At 66.4% G+C, this 17,582-nt stretch carries 17 protein-coding genes; 6 read left to right on the top strand and 11 right to left on the bottom strand.

The genetic code is table 11. From position 1 onward, the window contains the following. Window positions 1–203: 203 nt before the first annotated feature. The 10 genes from VC212_RS14175 to xanC form a co-directional block, all read right to left on the bottom strand. Entirely contained in the window at window positions 204–641 is a 438-nt protein-coding gene (locus VC212_RS14175; RefSeq protein WP_323526150.1) for a phosphotransferase, read from the bottom strand. Next, a complete protein-coding gene (locus VC212_RS14170) occupies window positions 628–2,994 on the bottom strand; it encodes an MMPL family transporter (RefSeq protein ID WP_323526149.1) in 2,367 nt (788 codons plus the stop codon). The genes VC212_RS14175 and VC212_RS14170 overlap by 14 nt, the downstream gene beginning before the upstream one ends. Then, a complete protein-coding gene (locus VC212_RS14165) occupies window positions 2,984–3,208 on the bottom strand; it encodes a hypothetical protein (protein WP_323526148.1) in 225 nt (74 codons plus the stop codon). The genes VC212_RS14170 and VC212_RS14165 overlap by 11 nt, the downstream gene beginning before the upstream one ends. Further along, window positions 3,198–3,422, bottom strand: a complete 225-nt coding sequence (locus VC212_RS14160) for a hypothetical protein (protein WP_323526147.1) — start codon at window positions 3,420–3,422, stop codon at window positions 3,198–3,200. The genes VC212_RS14165 and VC212_RS14160 overlap by 11 nt, the downstream gene beginning before the upstream one ends. A gap of 133 nt (window positions 3,423–3,555) precedes the next feature. Next, window positions 3,556–4,203, bottom strand: coding sequence for a LolA-related protein (locus tag VC212_RS14155; protein ID WP_055850181.1), 648 nt, complete (start codon window positions 4,201–4,203; stop codon window positions 3,556–3,558). Beyond that, complete coding sequence (locus VC212_RS14150; RefSeq protein WP_055847003.1) at window positions 4,127–5,101, bottom strand: acyltransferase; 975 nt, start codon at window positions 5,099–5,101, stop codon at window positions 4,127–4,129. Before VC212_RS14150 ends, VC212_RS14155 begins: the two co-directional genes overlap by 77 nt. Beyond that, window positions 5,098–5,325: a hypothetical protein gene (locus VC212_RS14145; RefSeq protein WP_236699212.1), complete on the bottom strand. Its 228-nt coding sequence runs from the start codon at window positions 5,323–5,325 to the stop codon at window positions 5,098–5,100. Before VC212_RS14145 ends, VC212_RS14150 begins: the two co-directional genes overlap by 4 nt. A 71-nt stretch (window positions 5,326–5,396) precedes the next feature. Continuing rightward, complete coding sequence (locus VC212_RS14140; RefSeq protein ID WP_055846997.1) at window positions 5,397–6,146, bottom strand: lysophospholipid acyltransferase family protein; 750 nt, start codon at window positions 6,144–6,146, stop codon at window positions 5,397–5,399. A gap of 53 nt (window positions 6,147–6,199) precedes the next feature. Continuing rightward, a complete protein-coding gene (locus VC212_RS14135; RefSeq protein ID WP_082473429.1) occupies window positions 6,200–6,883 on the bottom strand; it encodes a ketosynthase in 684 nt (227 codons plus the stop codon). A gap of 37 nt (window positions 6,884–6,920) precedes the next feature. Next, window positions 6,921–7,190, bottom strand: a complete 270-nt coding sequence (gene xanC / locus VC212_RS14130; RefSeq protein ID WP_011260626.1) for a xanthomonadin biosynthesis acyl carrier protein XanC — start codon at window positions 7,188–7,190, stop codon at window positions 6,921–6,923. Between the two features lie 594 nt (window positions 7,191–7,784). Between xanC and VC212_RS14125 the strand changes: the two genes are divergently transcribed. Further along, entirely contained in the window at window positions 7,785–8,792 is a 1,008-nt protein-coding gene (locus VC212_RS14125) for a pteridine-dependent deoxygenase (RefSeq protein ID WP_323526146.1), read from the top strand. A 211-nt stretch (window positions 8,793–9,003) separates the two neighbouring features. Beyond that, window positions 9,004–9,354 (top strand): hypothetical protein, encoded by a 351-nt coding sequence (locus VC212_RS14120; protein ID WP_323526145.1) that lies wholly within the window; start codon window positions 9,004–9,006, stop codon window positions 9,352–9,354. Between the two features lie 57 nt (window positions 9,355–9,411). Here VC212_RS14120 and VC212_RS14115 read toward each other — a convergent pair whose 3' ends face one another. After that, on the bottom strand, window positions 9,412–10,755 hold the full coding sequence (locus VC212_RS14115) for an AMP-binding protein (protein ID WP_323526144.1): 1,344 nt from the start codon (window positions 10,753–10,755) through the stop codon (window positions 9,412–9,414). Between the two features lie 948 nt (window positions 10,756–11,703). Between VC212_RS14115 and VC212_RS14110 the strand changes: the two genes are divergently transcribed. The 4 genes from VC212_RS14110 (at window position 11,704) to hemF (ending at window position 17,375) form a co-directional block, all read left to right on the top strand. Then, complete coding sequence (locus VC212_RS14110; protein ID WP_323526254.1) at window positions 11,704–14,070, top strand: prolyl oligopeptidase family serine peptidase; 2,367 nt, start codon at window positions 11,704–11,706, stop codon at window positions 14,068–14,070. Window positions 14,071–14,478: 408 nt separating this feature from the next. Further along, window positions 14,479–15,195, top strand: coding sequence for a hypothetical protein (locus tag VC212_RS14105; RefSeq protein ID WP_115554904.1), 717 nt, complete (start codon window positions 14,479–14,481; stop codon window positions 15,193–15,195). Next, window positions 15,192–15,752 carry a hypothetical protein gene (locus tag VC212_RS14100; RefSeq protein ID WP_323526142.1) on the top strand — a complete coding sequence of 187 codons (561 nt, stop codon included), beginning with the start codon at window positions 15,192–15,194 and terminating at the stop codon, window positions 15,750–15,752. Before VC212_RS14105 ends, VC212_RS14100 begins: the two co-directional genes overlap by 4 nt. 723 nt (window positions 15,753–16,475) lie before the next feature. Then, window positions 16,476–17,375, top strand: coding sequence for an oxygen-dependent coproporphyrinogen oxidase (hemF, locus tag VC212_RS14095; RefSeq protein ID WP_115514243.1), 900 nt, complete (start codon window positions 16,476–16,478; stop codon window positions 17,373–17,375). The last annotated feature ends 207 nt before the right edge of the window (window positions 17,376–17,582 follow it).

Raw genomic sequence — 17,582 nt, 5'->3', positions numbered from 1 at the left:
TACGCATCATCGGGCCGCCGTAGCGCACGCATGTGCGCCGCTACCAAGGGCATGGCCGCCAAGCGCTGCGACAACACGTAGCGAGCAATCGTCAGATGACGACGACGCGCTCGGAACCGGAATGCACGCGTGCCACGCCGCACCGAGCACCGGCCGCGGCTGCCTGGCGATGCACGCAATCGATGTGTTGTCTGTCGGCCGCGCTACGCCTGCGCGGCGCCCAGCATCACCGTGGCACGGCCTTCGGCGAGCAGCTGCGCCTGATGGGTCAGACGGAAACTGTATTGCTGGCTGTCCTCGCCCTGCATCAGCACCTGCGCTTCGCACTCGATGGCATCGGGCAAGGCCTCCAGATGCGTCACATGCAATTCCACCGCACGCAGCGCAACCAGCATGCCCGGGCGCACCGGCTTGCCGGACGCGCGCCCCAGCAGGCCGCCATGCACGGCCATGGCCTGCGCGCCGTATTCGCACAGATGCAGCGCGCGCAAACGTCCATCGGCACGCAGCGGATGCATGTCGCTGCAATGCGCATGACTACGCACCACAATCCGCTGCGCATCCCAGGTCACCACCTCGTCCCACAGGCACATGCTGCCCTGATGCGGGATCAAGGCGGCGATTGCGTCACGTCCCTGCATGCGATTCTCCATTGCGTGTGCGCTCCAGTGCCGGTTCGCGCGACACCAGCAACGCGAGGATGAAATTGAACAACACGCCCAGTGCCACCGTGCTGCCGATCGCGCGCAGCACCGGGATGCTGGAGGCGGCCAGCAGCGCGAACACCAGCAATGTCATCAGGCTGCAGACGATCAATGCATGCAGCGTGCGCAGCTGATCGGCGTGATCGTCGCCGGCGTGATCGAAAAACAAGGCGTAATCCAGGCCCAAGCCTGCGGCAAGAATCAGCGCGATCAAGTGGAACAGATTGAGCTCCACCCCGATGCCGCGCAGGATCGCCAGGATCAACACGGTGGTCAGCGCCATCGGCAACAGCACACGCACGATACGGCGCGGGCTGCGCAACGCGATCGCCACCGTCACCGCAAGCAGCAACGCCGCCACACCCAGGGCGCCCAGCACGCGGCCGCGGTAGGCGGCCACCAGCGATTCGGACGCGTCCTTCAGATCCAGCAACTGCGCGCCGCTGCCCTGCACCGCCGCAGCCAACACCGCAGGGTCGTGCAAGCCAGTCAGCGACACCAGGGCGGTCGTGCGATCGCCGCGGCCCAGCAGCAAGCCGCCCACCGAGGTGGCCAGCGGCGAGCCGGTCAGATCCTCCGGCAGCAGCGGCGGCGCGCGCTTGGCGGCATCCAGATCCTGCAGGAATGGCGCGAACGCATCGCTGCGGAACGGCGTGGCCGCCACCGCGCGCTCGGTCAGCGCGCGCGCCTGCGCTGCATCCGGCAACCCCGCCTGACGCGCCTGCTGAGTCTTGGCACTGGGCAGATAGCGCGCGGCCATGTCGTAGCCGGCCAGGGCGCCGTCGCGAACCAGCGCATCCAGCCGCGGCCGCAGGGATTCGCTGGCCTGCAGCGCCGCTTCATCGTTGGCGGCAGGCAGCGCGAGCACATACCGCACATCGGGCGCGCCCAGTTCCTGACGCAAGCGAGTGTCCTGCGCCAATGCCTTGGGCGGCACCGGGGTGAGTTTGGATAGATCGTTCTGCCAGAACTGGCCAGGCGCGAATGCGATCACCGCCATGCCGATCACCGCGATCACCGCCAGGCTGATGCGTGGCCGCGGCAGCCGCGCGATACCGCGCCACAGCGTTGCCAACAGACGCGAGTCGGCATAGTCGCGCGGCGCAGGGTCGATCAGCCACGGCAACAGCCAACGCGTGGTCACCGCCGCAGTGGCCAAACCGGCGATGGTGAACACCGCCAGCTGGCGCAGACCATCAACGCCAGAAAACAGGAAGGTCACATACGCGATGCAGGTAGACACCACGCCGGTCGCCAGCGTCGGCCACAAATGCCGCGCGTTGTCGCGCGGATCCAGGCCGGGGCGTTGATGACTGAATAAGTGGATCGGGTAATCCTGCACCACGCCGATCAACGTGAAGCCGAATGCCACGGTGATGCCATGCACGCCGTCGAACACCAGCGCCACCGCGCCCAGGCCAGCCAGGCCGGCGCTGGCCAGCGGCAACACGCCCAGCACCGGAATCTTCCAGCTGCGGTAGGCGATCATCAACAACAGCACCAGACCCACCGTATCCAGCGTGCCGATCCACTGCGATTCGCCCTGGGTGCGTGCGGTGATCTCCACCGCGAATGCGCCCGGGCCGGTCAAGGTCAGCTGCGTCGTGGTGCCATTACTGACGGTGGCGAACGCCGCCTGCACGGCGTCGTAGGCCAGCTGCTGGCCGGTGGGATCGAAGCCGGCTGCATGCGTCTGCACGATCAACAGTGCCGAGGTGCCGGCGCGATCGAACCACACGCCGTTGCGCGTTTGCGGTGCGCCCGCCGGCTGCAGGGTCTCGGCCAGATGCAGCACTTCCAGCGTCGGGTCGCGCGGCAGCAGCGGCTCCACCATCGCCGCTGCCGGCGAACCCAGATCCTGCACGCGTGACTGCAGCGCCGCTTCAAGCGTCGCCGCGTCCAGCGGTGCGGTGTCGAAACTGTCGCTAAGCAGATAGCGATACGGCAACAAGCGCTCCGGAATCGCCTCCAACCCCGCAGTGCCGCCGTTGCCGACCAGCTCGAACAGCGCCGGTTGCGCGGCCAATGCCTGGTGCAGTTGCTGCGATTGCTCGGCCAGGGTGGCCGGGTCGCTATTGGACAAGGCCATCAGCAACAGCCGCGAGCCCGGGCCTTCGCCGAGTTCTTCGATCAGCAGTTTTTGCGCAGGCGTCCGCGGGGCGGGCATGAACTTGCGCAAATCGCCGGTGACCTTGAGCGTCTCGCTCAACCAGAATCCGGCCACCACCAGCAAGGCCAGCCACAGCAAGGCCAGGCCAATGCGGCGGTTTGCGTTCAATTCAAACGGCATGCAACTGCCTCACTGCAATGGCTGGACGCCCACCGGCCGCGCGCGCGGCATCGGGCAACTTTGGCGCTTTTTTTCTGCGGAGGGCGGGCATGAACTTGCGCAAATCGCCAGTAACCTTGAGCGTCTCGCTCAACCAGAACCCGGCCACCGCCAGCAAGGCCAGCCACAGCAAGGCAAGCCCAATGCGGCGGTTTGCGTTCAATTCAAACGGCATGCAACTGCCTCACCGCAATGGCTGGACGTCCACCGGCCGCGCGCGCGGCATCGGGCAACTTCGGCGCTTTTTTTCTGCGGAGGGCGGGCATGAACTTGCGAAGATCGCCAGTGACCTTGAGCGTCTCGCTCAACCAGAATCCGGCTACTACCAGCAAGGCCAGCCACAGCAAGGCAAGCTCAATGCGGCGGTTTGCGTTCAATTCAAACGGCATGCGACCGCCTCACTGCAACGGGCGACGCTCAAGCCGCGCACGGCATCGGCTAGCAGGGCGACGGCAACTTGGTTGCAAGCGCGCGATCTGGCGTTTTTGACGACGGCTACCAGCAAGGCCTGCCCGCGCGTGGTCACGCGCCTGGGCCGTGGCAGAGCGTGGTCAGCGCTGCGGCGTCGTTGACGCTGGCAGCCGCACGTGCCGCGCCGGCCAGCAGCGTGCGTTGTGCATCGCCCTTGGCCGGAACGCTTTCGATGCAGCGCAGCTCATCGTTGCTGCCGTACAGACGCAGCTCGCGTACCTGCTTGGCTACTGCGGCGTCCTTGGGCTGCAAGGTCAGTTGCCATGCCTGCGCCGTGCCTTGCCCGCTGAGGCGATACTGCTGCTCCAGCAGCGCGCGATCGCCCGACAGCAGCGCGCCGAAGCCGGACTTCAGCCCGGCCAGTTCGGGCACGCGGCTCAAGGCGAACTTGCGTGGCGCTTTGCCCTCGCGCTCGAGCACGCCTTCGTCGCCGCGCAAGGTGGTGGTTTCGCGATACGGCGCACTCACCTCGCGCACCAACGTCTGCGCATCCGGGCGACGGTAATGGCCCTGCACGCGCAGCGGCGTTTTCAGCAGCGCAGAGCCGCGCAGTTCGACGAACTCGGTGCTGGCAGGCACCGGGCGTGCCAGGCGCTGCAGCACCTGGCCGACATCCAGGGCCTCAGGCGGTGCGGCGCATAGCGGTGCGGCGCTGAACAGCAGTATCAGCATCCACGGCAGGGTGCGGCGCATCGGCATGGTGGGTGTTCCAGAAATCGTAGAAGTTGAACCAGTTGTACGGCGCGTAGCGTGTGTAATGTTCCAGCCTGGCGGCGTAATCGCGCATGAGCACTGCCAGCACCGGCGCACGTTGCCTGCGCGGCACATCCAGTCCTTCGCTGAAGGTCTCGAATGCCAGCTCGTAATGGTTGCCGCCGCGATACAGGCCGAACGCCAGCACCACCGGCACCTTGAGCGCGGCAGCGATCAACCACGGCGAGGTCGGGAACATCGCATTGCGGCCAAGGAACATGGCCGGCAACGCCGGGTCGCCTTCGCGCGGGCGATCGATCAGCAGCGCCACCAGCGCGCCGGCATCGGTGGCGTCCTTGATCGCCATGACGATCGAGGTCGCGTCCATGCCGGCATCGATGATGTTGGCGGCCAGCTGCGGGTTCAGCGCGCCCAGCAGGTCGGTCATCGCGCGGTTGTGGGCCTTGTCCAGCACCACCTTGACCTGCACGTCCGGGCGCTCGGTCGCCAGTACGCGCAGCGCATCGAAACTGCCCAGGTGCGAGCCGAAGATCAGCACGCCGCGGCCGCGGTCCATCTGCGTGTGCAGTTGATCCAACCCGGTGATGTCGACGCGGAAGCGCTGCATCTGCCCGCACAACATGTACACGCGGTCCAGGATGGTCGATGCAAACGTATGGATATGCCGCGCCACATCGCGCAGCTTGGCCGGACGCCCCAGCACGCGTGCCAGATAGGCGCGCGAGGCGGCGCGCTCGGGCGCGCGCACCAGCAGGAAGTACAGCGTGATCGGGTACAGCAACGCGCGCCCCACCGAGCGCCCGGCATGCCGTGCGATACCGCGGATCAGCCACAACGCGAAGCGCCCGCCACCTTCTGGACGCTGTTTCCAATGCTTGTTCATGCCGCGGCCTCCGCCACCAGTTCGCCGCTGACCAGCACTTCGCCGGCACGCTGCACGCGGAAGCGCCAGCGCGGGCCGTCGCCTTCCAGCATGACCGACGCGGTCTGGCCGGGCAGCAACGGCTGCACGAACTTCACCTGCGGCAGCCGTGCTGCGGCACGCGGGCCATGCAGCGCTTCCACGGCCTGCAGCACATGGTCGAGCACGACCACGCCAGGCACCACGGGGCGACCCGGAAAGTGCCCGGGCAGGCAGGGATGATCATGCGGCACGACGAAATCCATAAGCGCGGAACTCAGATCCTGGGTTGAAGCATTGCAGCCACGGCCTTGTGTGCCTGCTCGGTCAATTGTTGGCGATCCGGTGCATCCGGCCCGGTGACCGCGATCGGCTCGCCGATGCGCACGCGGATGATGCCGGGACGCACCCTGAACACACCATCCACCGGCAGCACCTTGCCGCAACCGTCCAGCGCCACCGGGACAACTTGGACACCAGCATCGATAGCGGCCTGCAGTAGCCCGGCCTTGAATGGCAATAATTCGCCGCTGCGGCTACGGGTGCCTTCGGGAAACAGACACAACTGTTTGCCCTCGCGCAGCAGCGCGGCCGCCTGCCGACGGACCAGCGCCCCGGCGCGGCGGCTGTCGCGGTCCAGGAACAGCATGCCGGTGGCGCGCGCATACCAGTTCACGAACGGCACCTTGAGCATTTCCTCCTTGAGCAGGAACCGCAGCGGCACCGGCAAGGCGTAGAACAAGGCGCAGATATCGATGATGGACTGGTGGTTGCTGACGAACAGATAGTTCTTGGACCAGTCGACCCGCTCGCGCCCTTCCACGATCACCTTGGCGCCCGCGCCGCGGAACAGCACCGGCGACCACATCCAGCCGCCCATGCGCAACAGGCGATCGGCATCGCGGGTGATCGCCAGCAGGACCAACGCATACACGATCCCGCCGGCGGTAAACGTCAGCGTGAAGGCCAATTGCAGCAGATTGAATACACCCCACGCCAGGCGCGACGGCATCCTTGCCAACGGCATTTTTGTTTTGTCCCCGAAACTGTGCACGTACGTCGCTGCCCCTGGCCACGCACTCAGCGCAGCAGATCGCGCCAGAAGTCCGGCCCGAGCCGCGCCATCTGGCGCAAGAAGTCTGGCAGGTTACGATAGGGACGCTGCGGAAACCAGCGCCCGCGCAATAGATATTCCCCAACAAAGAACCCGCCAACCACGCCGTACACCAGCAAATTGGCGAACAACGAGGCGCGTTCGTCGCTGATCGGCAGCGGCGAGGCATAACCCAATTGCGCCAGCACGCCACTGGGTTCGGCGCACAGGCCCAGCACCAGGTTGAGCAGGGTCAGCCCGCACAACAGCAGCGCCCAGGCCAGCGTCAGCCCACGCGTGTAGCGCAATTGCGCCGGCGTCACTGCCATGCCGGCCCGGCCGTACAGGCCTTCCACGATGCGGGTGATCAGCGGAGTGCGCCCGCGCCGCAGGCTGCGCCCGAAGAACCAGGCGACCCATCCGGTGAACACCACCGGCGGCGCCGCAAGCACCAGCATGGCGTGCGGCGAATGCCACAACGCGCCCAGGCCGGCCAGGCTCACCAGCGCCAGCGCCCAGGCCCACGCGCGCCGCGCGACCATCGGTTCGATCAACACCATCAGCACCAGCATGACGCCGGCGATCACGGCCAGGTCGGAGCGATGGCTGGCGTTGGCCCAGTGGGCAAGCGGCGAGTACGCCACCGCCAGCAGCACGCCCAGCCCGAGCACCCACGGCGGGGCATCGCTGGGCGCGGCGGTCGGAACCTCAGACGGTCTTGTTGGCTTCGACATGCGCCGACAATGCGCGCAGCGACGCGAAGATGCGACGGTTCTCGTCGTTGTCCGAGCGCAGCTGGAAGCCATAGCGCTTGCTGATCGCCAGCGCCAGTTCCAGCGCATCGATCGAATCCAGCCCCAGCCCGGTGTTGAACAACGGCGCCTCCGGATCGATGTCGGCGGGTTGGACGTCTTCCAGGTTCAGACTTTCGACCAGGAGTTCGGCCAGTTCACGTTCGGCAGCGGTTTGCGAGGACATCCAGAAGTTCCAGGGTAAGGGTCGGTCAAAGTCGGAGCAGGCCACCGACAGCGTGCGGCAGGTGGCGGTGGCGGACGGCGCGTCGAGCCGGCAGTGTACGTGGCGTACCTGTCGATTCCGAGCGCCGGGCCCGCGTCGCGGCCGGCGATCGCCCTGTCATTGCGTTGGTCGGCATGCGTGGATCTCGGCGGCCGCACAGATGTCCGGGCCGCCGGTCAGGCTATCATGACTGCATGACGCTCGCCCGCTGCAGGTTCGTTTCAGGATGACTTCCACCGTTGTGCGCCCCACCCCGACCGCCAAGCCGGCAGCCGGGCCGGCTCCCGGACCGCAGTGTCCGGCTATTCTGATCAAGGGCGGCGGCCCGACTGGTTGTACAGCAGCGCTGACGCCTGCCTGCCTCGGTAGGGCGATGCTGCGGCACATACAGGTGCTGCACCCTCGCCTGCCTATCGGCGAGTCTCTGCGCGCAGTCCACGCCATCCCAGCACTGACATTCCTATCGACGATGCCGTACGTGCGGCAGGTGTGGCGCCCACGTCGGCGCCTGTCCACGCACGGCTTCGACGGCACCACCTTGCAACGAGAGACTCAATGACTGTTTCCCCGGCCCAGACCGCGCAGCCGCTGCGCCATCCCCGCCTGCAGGTCGATTATGTCGACCGGACCGACCCCGCGGCGCTGCTGACCGATCCACAGGTGCTGGCGGTGTTCGGGTTCGGCGATGCCGCGCCGCGCCTGGACGACCCGCGCTATCTGCGCGTGCCGCTGCAGCCGTATCGGGCCGATGTGCTGGAGGTGTGGCGGACCGATGCGCTGGTGCGCAGTGGCCGCGACGGCAACATCGCCTGGTCCAGCGATGGGCATTTGCAGTTCGGCGTGATCGAAATCGACGAGCAGGATGTCGATATCGAAGACGCCGCCGCCAAGGCCTATGCAGAGCTGACCGCATTCGTCAGCGGTAGCGCCACACCGCGCCTGCTGCGCATCTGGAACTACCTGGATGCCATCACCCTGGGCAGTGGCGACCGTGAGCGCTATCGCCAGTTTTGCGTGGGCCGCGCGCGTGGCCTGGGCGCTTTCGACGTCGCGCAGTTGCCGGCCGCTACAGCGGTGGGCCGCTGCGATGCCGAACGCATCATCCAGATCTACTGGCTGGCCGCCGCCGATGCCGGCACGCCGCTGGAAAATCCGCGCCAGGTCAGCGCCTACAACTATCCGCGCCGATACGGCCCGCAGCCGCCGAGTTTTGCGCGCGCCATGCTGCCGCCCGCCGGCAGCGACATGCCATTGCTGCTGTCAGGCACCGCCGCGGTGGTGGGCCATGCCTCAATGCATACCGGCCAGCTGCTGGCGCAGCTGGAAGAAACCTTCGCCAACTTCGATGCCCTGCTCGGCGCCGCACGCACGCATGCACCGGCGCTGCCCGCGCAGTTCGGCGCCGGCACCCGCCTGAAGGTGTATGTCCGCGAGCAGGACGATCTGGCCAAGGTCGCGCAGGCCCTCGACACCCGCTTTGGCGACGCGGTACCGCGCCTGCTGCTGCACGCAGTGATCTGCCGCGATGAGCTGGCGGTGGAGATCGATGGTGTGCACGGCTGAGTAATGCCGTGGCTGCCGGCGTGCCGCAGATTGTGGCCGCCGGTAGTTCCGTGAAAACCGCGTGCGGCACGCATCGCGAGATACCGCCGTCATCGTGACCAGGCTGTTACCCATCTCGCCACTGATCATGCGGCGCGTAGGCGCTGGCAGACCGTCGACATCGGTGAGATCGTGCGCTCAGTCGAGCAGACGACGCTCTCACGGAAACAGCATGCTTGTTCTCGCAATTCTCCTGGCGGCCGCAAGCCCTGCCGGAACGCAGAAATACGCAGGACAAGCGGCGTTCGAAGCGCTGGCAGATCAGGCAGATCGGCGCTGCCCAGCCCGACGGATCAGATCGATCACGCCAGGTGATCTGGATTTTGCGCAGGACGAGTTTCAGGCGCAGCTGACGCAGCGTGATCGCATGCGCTTGAGTGCGGCCAACACGGCAGATGCGCGCTGTGCGGATCAAAATGGATTGGCCTGCCAAGTGCATGCGACCCTGGAGGCGATGCAGAAAACTCAGCTGCTGACGCGTTTCTCGGCCTACATCTGCGCTCATCCGGCACCCGGCCACTGAGCAATCCACTCACGCAGCCGTTGGCATCGGCCTGCAGAGGGCATTGCGCAGACTCGCTCAGCCGTTGAGCAACCCCAGCACCACATCGCGCGGCAGTTTGCCGGTTTCGTTACGTGGCAACACAGCGAGCTTGCGCAGGCGGCGCGGCAGGAATACCGGGTCGACGCTGACGCGCAATGCGGCCAGGATCTGCGCGTCGTCCAGGGTCGGGGCGACCACCAATGCGGCGATGCGGCCCACCGACTGACCTGCGTCCGGTGCCAGCTGCACGATGATGCCGTCGATCACGCCGGGGATGGCGAGCAGACGGCGGGTGAGGTCGGCCAGCGATGCGCGTTTGCCGGCGATTTCCAGCAGATCGGCCTGACGTCCGCGCACCTGGAAAGTGCCGTCGTCGGCCACGTCCATCATGTCGGCCAGCAACACCGGCGTGGCCAGATGCGGCGCATGCACCAAGGTGCCTGCGGCCTGTGTTTCAAGACGCACGCCGGGCAGCGGGGTCCATGCGGCTTCCAGTGCGGTGCGGCGCACGGCGAATACGCAGGTTTCGGTGGAGCCGAACATCTCGCGCACTTCACCGCCAAACCGCGCTTCGGCTGCGGCGGCAACCTCCTGTGCTAGCGGCGCAGTGGCCGAGACGATGCCGGCCAACGGCGGCAATGCCACCCCGGATTCGACCAGGGCACGCAGATGCACGGGCGTGGTCACCAGCACGCGCGGGGCGGGAATATCGGCCAGCGCGCGCGCCACATCGTCCGGGAAGAACGGGCGGCCCGCGTGCACTGCCAGCTCGGTCACCATCGGCAGCAACACCGACAATTCCATGCCGTACATGTGCTGCGGCGGCACCGTGGCCACCACGTGCGGCACTGCGTCGGTGTGCGCCCACAGGCTTTGCAGCGCGACCAGATCCTGCCGGGTGCTGGTCAGAAAACTGCCCCAGGTCTTGGGATTGGGTTGCGGGCGACCGGTACTGCCGGAGGTGAAGCCGATCGCCACCAGTGCATCGTCGGCCAGCTGCGGAATCGGGCCGTCCGCCTGCGGCAGCACGTCCGGCAGTTGCCAGTAGCGCGGCGGCGCCAGCTCCAACGCCAGATCGCCCAGGCAGTAGGCATCGGCGTGACCGGCCTGCACTTCGCCCACCACCGCCGGCGCGCGTGACGACGGCAGCAGCGACACCTGACCGCGCAGCGCGCAGGCATAGAACGCCACCATGAAGCGATAGCGGTCTTCGCACAGATTGACCGCATGGCTGCCCTCCGGCAGCTGCTGCGCCAGGCCATGCACATGCGCGACGAAGGTCTCCAGATCCACCGACTGCCCCGCGCGCCACGCCAACGGCCGGCCAGGCGCGCCGACGGCCATGGGATGGGACACAACGGGAGCAGGCAGGCTGGACATGTGCATCGACAATCGCAAAAGCGCGCTAGCTTGGCCGCCCCCCGGGCTGCTGGCAAGTCGGGAGGTTTCCGGCTGCTGTCCGGGATCGCGACGCGTAGCTGGCGCAGATGGCAGGCGGGCAACCGCGGGACCTGGATGGCTGCGCCGGTGAATCATGCAATGGGTCCGCGCCGTCTGACGTGCGCGCGCTCACGTCGGAGGTCGCACGTCGTAGGTCGCGGGCTTCGATACTGATCACTAGAATCGCCACTGCATTGTTGGGTTAGCTCAATCGCACGCCAAACAATTTTCAACAATCGGGCGCTGAGGTGCGCAGGATCTCCGTCTGGTGTTGGCGGCCATGCATGTGTGGCCAAGCATTGCATGCGACTGTAAAGCCGCCTTCCGGCACCGGGCACACCGCGGGTCTTCGGCCTATGCGTATGGGGACGACGCGTTCGCTCACTGCGCTCGGGACATGCCTCCGTGACAACCGCGACTCCACGTAGCGGGGCACGCGCGCAGCTGGAGCGCCGTCATCGGCAACGTGCAACGTCCGCAGCCCACAACATCCACGCACGCTTATTCGCCAGTGGCCTTTCAGCCTCTCGCAACGCCTACTGCAGACAGAGGCGGTAGACAGAAAGAACGCGTGATGACGCAACGCAGCGTACGCGGTGACCGCCGACGATGGCGCTGAAGCATTTAACCCGCCACAAGCGCACAGCGATGCGCGCATGCGATGCCGTGCATGTCGCAGCGTCATTCGGCGCAACGCCGCAGTGCCACGCAGTGCGGCTGCAATGACGTGCAGCAAACACATAACAGTCGCGTCCGTCTGGCACTACCGCCATGCAACCACCCCTGCGTTACACCGCCCGCGCATGACCTGTGGCCCAAGCCTGCCGCAGAGACGAACTGCTAGGCTTGCGCGCTCTCCTTTGCGTCCAGTTGTTTCCGATGCCCAGATTGCTGCCGTTGACCCTTCTGCTGCTGACTGCCACCGCGCATGCGCAGTCCGCCGCACCGCTCACCATCGAACAGGTGATGGCCGATCCGGACTGGATCGGGCCGTCGGTCGATCAGGCGTGGTGGCAGTGGGACGGCAAGCAGGTGCAGTACCTGCTCAAGCGCGATGGCAGCCCGGTGCGCGATACCTATCGCCAGGGCATCGACGGCGCAGCGGCAGACCGCGTGGCCGACACGGCGCGCGCCGGCCTGGATGCGGCCGACCCCAGCTACGACGCCACCCGTCAGCGCATGCTGTTCGCACGCAATGGCGATATTTTCCTGCGGGATCTGCGCTCGGGCGCGCTGACCCAGCTGACCCGAAGCAACGAAGTCGAATCGCGTCCGCAATTCGCCAGCGATGGCGGTGCGATCTGGCGTGCGGGCAACAACTGGTATCACTGGCGGGCCGATGGTGGCACCGCGCAGGTGGCCGTGGTCAAGGCCGAGCGCGACCCCAAGGCCGCGCCCAAGGCCGATGTCTTGCGCGAGCAGCAACTGGCCACGCTGGCCACGCTGCGTCGCGATCGCGAACAGCGCGATGCGCTGCGCACGCAGGAAGATGCCTGGCGCCGCGCAGACGTCACGCGCGCAGCAGCGCCGGTGTATCTGGGCGATGAGGTGGAGATCGTCGACAGCGCATTGTCGCCGGACGGCCGCCACCTGCTGGTGGTGACACAGGCCAAGAACGCCGACGAAGGCCAGGCCGGCAAGATGCCCAAGTACGTGACCGAATCCGGTTACGAAGAGTTCCAGGAAACCCGCTCCCGCGTCGGTCGCAATGCACCGGTGGCGCATGCGCTGTGGCTGGTCGATGTGGCCGCAGGCAGCGCGCGCCAGCTGTCCTTCGATGCGCTGCCCGGTATCGCCACCGACCCGCTGGCTGCACTGCGCAAGGCCGCCAAGCGCGACGCGCTCAAGGGCAATCGCGCGGTGCGCGTGGAAAGCGATGGCGACGGCAGCGGCCCGGCGGTGCATTGGAGCGACGATGGCCGCAACGTGGCGGTGGAAATCCGCGCGGTGGACAACAAGGACCGCTGGATCGCCAGCGTGGATCTGGACAGCGCCAAGCTGCAGCCGCGTCATCGGCTGAGCGACAGCGCCTGGATCAACTGGGACTTCAACGATTTTGGCTGGTTAGCCGATAACCGCACGCTGTGGCTGCTCTCCGAAGAATCCGGCCATTCGCAGCTGTACACGGTGGAAGGCAATGGCAAGCCGCGTCAGCGCACCCGCGGCAAGTGGGAAGTGTCGATGCCGGTGCCCAGCGCCGATGGCAACGGCATGTATTTTCTGTGCAACCAGAAATGGCCTGGCGATTACGAGGTGTGCAAGCTGGATCTACGCACCGACCAGCTCACCGAAGTGACGGCCTTGAACGGCGTGGAAGGCTTCAGCCTGTCGCCGAATGGGCAGCAGTTGCTGGTGCGCTACTCCGGCGCCTATCTGCCGCCGCAACTGGCGGTGGTGCCGGCGGCGGGCGGTCAGGCCACGGTGCTCACCGACACGCGCACGCCGGCCTTCAAGGCGCAGACGTGGATCGCACCGCAGTACGTGCAGGTGCCGTCCAAACACGGCGCCGGCACGGTCTGGGGCAAGTATTACGGGCCGCAGACTCCCGAGCCCGGCAAGCAGTATCCGATCGTGATGTTCGTGCATGGCGCCGGCTATCTGCAGAACGTGTCGCAGCGCTACACACCGTATTTCCGCGAGCAGATGTTCCACAACCTGCTGGTGCAGCAGGGCTACATCGTGCTGGATCTGGACTACCGCGCATCGGAAGGCTACGGCCGCGACTGGCGCACCGCGATCTACCGCAACATGGGGCATCCGGAGCTGGAAGATTATCTGGATGGCCTGGACTGGCTGGTCGCCACCAAACAGGGCGACCGCGCACGCGCCGGCATCTACGGCGGGTCGTACGGCGGCTTCATGACGTACATGGCGTTGTTCCGCAGCCCGGGCACCTTCAAGGCCGGCGCGGCGCTGCGGCCGGTGGGCGACTGGATGCAGTACAACCACGAGTACACCTCCAACATCCTCAACACGCCCGAGCTCGATCCGCAGGCCTACAAGACCTCTTCGTCGATCAACTACGCCGACGGGCTGCAGGACCATCTGCTGATCGCGCACGGCATGATCGACGACAACGTGTTCTTCAAGGACTCGGTGGACATGACGCAGAAGTTGATCGAGTTGCACAAGGACAACTGGCAGGTGGCGCCGTATCCGCTGGAACGCCATGGATTTACCCGGGCCGATGCATGGTTGGACGAGTACAAGCGCATCCTCAAGCTGTTCAACGAGCAGGTGAAGCCACAGCGCTGACCGACGCGCTGCGCCCGTTGCAAGGCAGGCGTTGCCGGCACCGGCACCAACACCCACAGATGGTTGCAGTGCCGGGTGCAGCGTTTCCAGGCGCCACATCGCTGGCGACGTCACAGATGCGCATTTGAAGCTTGTTGTGGGCGAGTACTGCTCGCCGCTTTGTCCTGAAGCGATTGCCGCAGCCTGCAGACGCTTGCGGCAATCGGGCCGAGGGCAACGCGTCGCTCAGCCAGCACGCAAGCCGGTTGCGTTGCACTCACCTCTCCCTACGCAAGTGGCTCTAAGCTTGACGCAGGACCGGCAGAGGGTTCGTGTGTTCGCCCTCTGCACCGGTCTGCCGCAGAACCGGTGCGCCGCCGGCGTCGCGGCAACTTTCCACTCATTGCTGGCGCACACAAGGTAGACGCGATGGGCCTGTGGGACCGTTTGTTTGGACGCAAGACCGCCGTGGCGAAGCCGCCGCGGGCAGAACCCACCGCAGCGACAGCGCCTGGCGACGATGCCGGCGAGGCAGCTGCCGAGATCGACCCCGCATTGCAGCCGGCGCTGACGGCGTTTCAGCGCGGCGATCATGTGGGCGCCTACAACGCGGCGCAAGCGCAGTTGCAGGCCGGTGCGGATGCGCAGCGCCTGTGCGCGCTGGCATTGAGCGCGCTGGACCGCTACCACGAGGCGTATCCGTATTGGCTGGCGCTGTACGAGCTGGAGCCGACCGCGCACAACGCGCTGCAGCTGGCCACCACCTCGGTGATGTGCAACGAGGTCGAGCGCGGCGAGCAATGGCTGCTGACCTTCGACGATCTGAACGCCCAGGAGCGCTCCACCTCGCCAGCCACGGCGCGGACGGGCTTTCTGACCGCCCTTACCCGCGCCGGTCACGGTGCGCATGCCCTGCCGCATCTGGAGTGGCTGCGCGAAGCCTATGCCGGCATGTCGATCACCGACAGCCACTTTTTGTATGTCCGCGGCCTGCCGTTCTTCGAGGAATTTCTTGAGCGCAGCACGCCGTTGCTGCGCGCGTGTCTGCCAGCCGATGCCCTGCCCGGCTGGTACGCACAGCTGCAACCCGCGCTGGACCCACCCGGGCAGGCGGCAGTCGCGGCGCATATCGCGTCGCTGCAATGAACGCAGCGCCGCGCACATCGCCCCAATCGAACGGCGGCTTTGTCTCGCCGCTGGCATGGGTCTCGTTGTTGCTGGGCGCGGTCAGCGCACTGGCCAACCTGTTTCAGATCGTGGTGCTGTTGGCGGTACCCGACGCCACCACACTCGCCCTACCCCTGGGCATGACCTTGCCGCCGTCGTGGCAATGGGTGATCGACCACGGCATGGCGTTGTCGGTGATCGGGGTGGTGCTGTCGGTGGCGTTCGCATGGCTGAGCTGGGCACTGCTGCAGCGACGCGAGTGGGCGCGCATCGGGTTTGTGGCGGTGCTGATCGTCACCGGGCTGCTCAATTTTGCCGGGCTGGCGTTGATCGGGCCGTTGTTCGACGGCGTGCAGGCCATGCTGCCGGCCGATGTACTGCACAGCCCGGAGTGGCCGCAGATGCAGGCACGCCTGCAGGCCACGCAACAGATGGCGCTGGTGCTCACCGGCGCGGGCGCTTTGGCCATCGGCTGCGTGCATGCAGCACTCGCCTGGCGACTGTGCAAGCCAGCTGTTCGCGCGGAGTTTGCCTAGGTCTAGTGACTTTGGCGCAGGCAAGGGCCATGCAGTCCGAGCGCAGATCGGCTGCCTTGCAACCAATGCTCCGCGCTAGTCAATCACGTTGAGAAGACTGACAGCTTGCCTGTTGCGGTTGCCTGGCGATCTTCGAACCTGGTGAGTGGAGGGCGCGGTGCCCTCACCGCACCAGACCGTTTGCTGGTGGTTTTGCTGAAGAACCAAACCGCCGCGTCGCGCGATGTCGGGGGTTGCTGGTTGCTGTGCCGAAACCCTGGGCACCGATCAACGCGACTGGCCCTTGCCCGCTCACCGTCGCGGGACCCTTGGCGGCATGGATGCCGCCACGGAGCTTACATGGACGTACTTGCAGCGTGCCCTGCGATGGTGGGCGGGCAAGGGCCCTGCAGCAAACGCGAAGACATCGAGTGCGCAACGCCCTCACCGCTCGCGGGACACGCCGTAAACCCGTCCCTGCGGGCTCGATGGCGGCATCCATGCCGCAAGCGGCGAGGACACCGCACCAGACAGTGTGTCGGTGGTTTTGTTGAAGAACGGAAACCACCGTGTCGTGCGGTTTAGTGGTTGCTGTGCTGTGCTGAAACGTTACACACAGACCAACTCGACTGACCCTGACACGCTAACCGCTGCGGGACCTTCTCCACCTTCCGCATCGCCCTGCGACAAACGGCCACGTTCGGGTGAGCGCACCCACCCTGATGCACGGCTTAGAATTGGGCCATGAACGAATTCGACCGTGTACGCGATTATCTGACCGACCTACAGGACCGCATCTGCGCTGCTGTGGAAGCCACCGATGGGCGAGCGCGGTTCTCCGAGGATCTGTGGCAGCGCGAGGAAGGCGGTGGCGGGCGTACCCGCATCCTGCGCGACGGCGCGGTGTTCGAGCAGGCCGGCATTGGGTTTTCGGATGTGTCCGGCACGCGCTTGCCGCCCTCGGCCAGTGCCCACCGGCCTGAGCTGGCGGGCGCGACCTGGCGGGCCTGCGGGGTCTCGCTGGTGTTTCATCCGAACAACCCGCACGTGCCGACCACGCATATGAACGTGCGTTACTTCCGCGCCGAGCGCGATGGCGAGGTGGTTGCCGCGTGGTTCGGCGGCGGCTTCGATCTGACGCCGTTCTACCCGGTGGATGAAGACGTGCAGCACTGGCACCGCACCGCGCAGACGCTATGCGCGCCGTTCGGCGAGGAGCGCTATGCCGCGCACAAGCGTTGGTGCGACGAGTACTTCTTCCTGCGCCACCGCAACGAAACGCGCGGCGTCGGCGGGCTGTTCTTCGACGACCTGGGCCAGGACTTCGAGCGCGACTTTGCCTACCAGCAGGCGGTGGGCAATGGCTTCCTGGATGCCTACATGCCGCTCGTGCAGCGCCGCAAGGACACGCCATTTGGCGAGCGCGAGCGCGAGTTCCAGCTGTACCGCCGCGGGCGCTACGTGGAGTTCAACCTGGTCTACGACCGCGGCACCCTGTTCGGGCTGCAGAGCGGCGGGCGCGCCGAGAGCATCCTGATGAGCCTGCCGCCGCGGGTGCGTTGGGAATACGGCTACACCGCCGAGCCCGGCAGCGCCGAGGCGCGGTTGCTGGACTACCTGGTGCCGCGCGACTGGCTGGGCTGACTTTGACGTTGCCGTGATCGGAGCGGGCCGGAGTGAAGGGGCCGCCAGCGCTGCTGCCCTCCGAGGCACTGCGCCACACCCGTTGAATCCGAAGGCGCTGAAATCTTCCCCGTGCAGGGATTGGTTTCAGCGCCTTTATCCGTTGGGTCATCCACACAGATTCACGCATTCAGAGTCGCTCACAGTTAAACCTGAATTGCGGAAATG

It is taken from the genome of Xanthomonas sp. WHRI 8932A (genome assembly GCF_035012785.1).
GTDB lineage: Bacteria > Pseudomonadota > Gammaproteobacteria > Xanthomonadales > Xanthomonadaceae > Xanthomonas.
The sequence above is the reverse complement of the archived record's forward strand: the minus strand, read 5'-3'. Positions and strand labels throughout refer to the sequence as shown.

Coding starts and splice junctions, on each gene's coding strand:
- VC212_RS14160 (WP_323526147.1), bottom strand. CDS start 3,422: ATGCCGTTTGAATTGAACGCAAACCGCCGCATTGAGCTTGCCTTGCTG.
- VC212_RS14100 (WP_323526142.1), top strand. CDS start 15,192: ATGAACGCAGCGCCGCGCACATCGCCCCAATCGAACGGCGGCTTTGTC.
- VC212_RS14155 (WP_055850181.1), bottom strand. CDS start 4,203: ATGCCGATGCGCCGCACCCTGCCGTGGATGCTGATACTGCTGTTCAGC.
- xanC (WP_011260626.1), bottom strand. CDS start 7,190: ATGTCCTCGCAAACCGCTGCCGAACGTGAACTGGCCGAACTCCTGGTC.
- VC212_RS14150 (WP_055847003.1), bottom strand. CDS start 5,101: ATGAACAAGCATTGGAAACAGCGTCCAGAAGGTGGCGGGCGCTTCGCG.
- VC212_RS14105 (WP_115554904.1), top strand. CDS start 14,479: ATGGGCCTGTGGGACCGTTTGTTTGGACGCAAGACCGCCGTGGCGAAG.
- VC212_RS14175 (WP_323526150.1), bottom strand. CDS start 641: ATGCAGGGACGTGACGCAATCGCCGCCTTGATCCCGCATCAGGGCAGC.
- VC212_RS14125 (WP_323526146.1), top strand. CDS start 7,785: ATGACTGTTTCCCCGGCCCAGACCGCGCAGCCGCTGCGCCATCCCCGC.
- VC212_RS14115 (WP_323526144.1), bottom strand. CDS start 10,755: ATGTCCAGCCTGCCTGCTCCCGTTGTGTCCCATCCCATGGCCGTCGGC.
- VC212_RS14165 (WP_323526148.1), bottom strand. CDS start 3,208: ATGCCGTTTGAATTGAACGCAAACCGCCGCATTGGGCTTGCCTTGCTG.
- VC212_RS14170 (WP_323526149.1), bottom strand. CDS start 2,994: ATGCCGTTTGAATTGAACGCAAACCGCCGCATTGGCCTGGCCTTGCTG.
- VC212_RS14140 (WP_055846997.1), bottom strand. CDS start 6,146: ATGCCGTTGGCAAGGATGCCGTCGCGCCTGGCGTGGGGTGTATTCAAT.
- VC212_RS14120 (WP_323526145.1), top strand. CDS start 9,004: ATGCTTGTTCTCGCAATTCTCCTGGCGGCCGCAAGCCCTGCCGGAACG.
- hemF (WP_115514243.1), top strand. CDS start 16,476: ATGAACGAATTCGACCGTGTACGCGATTATCTGACCGACCTACAGGAC.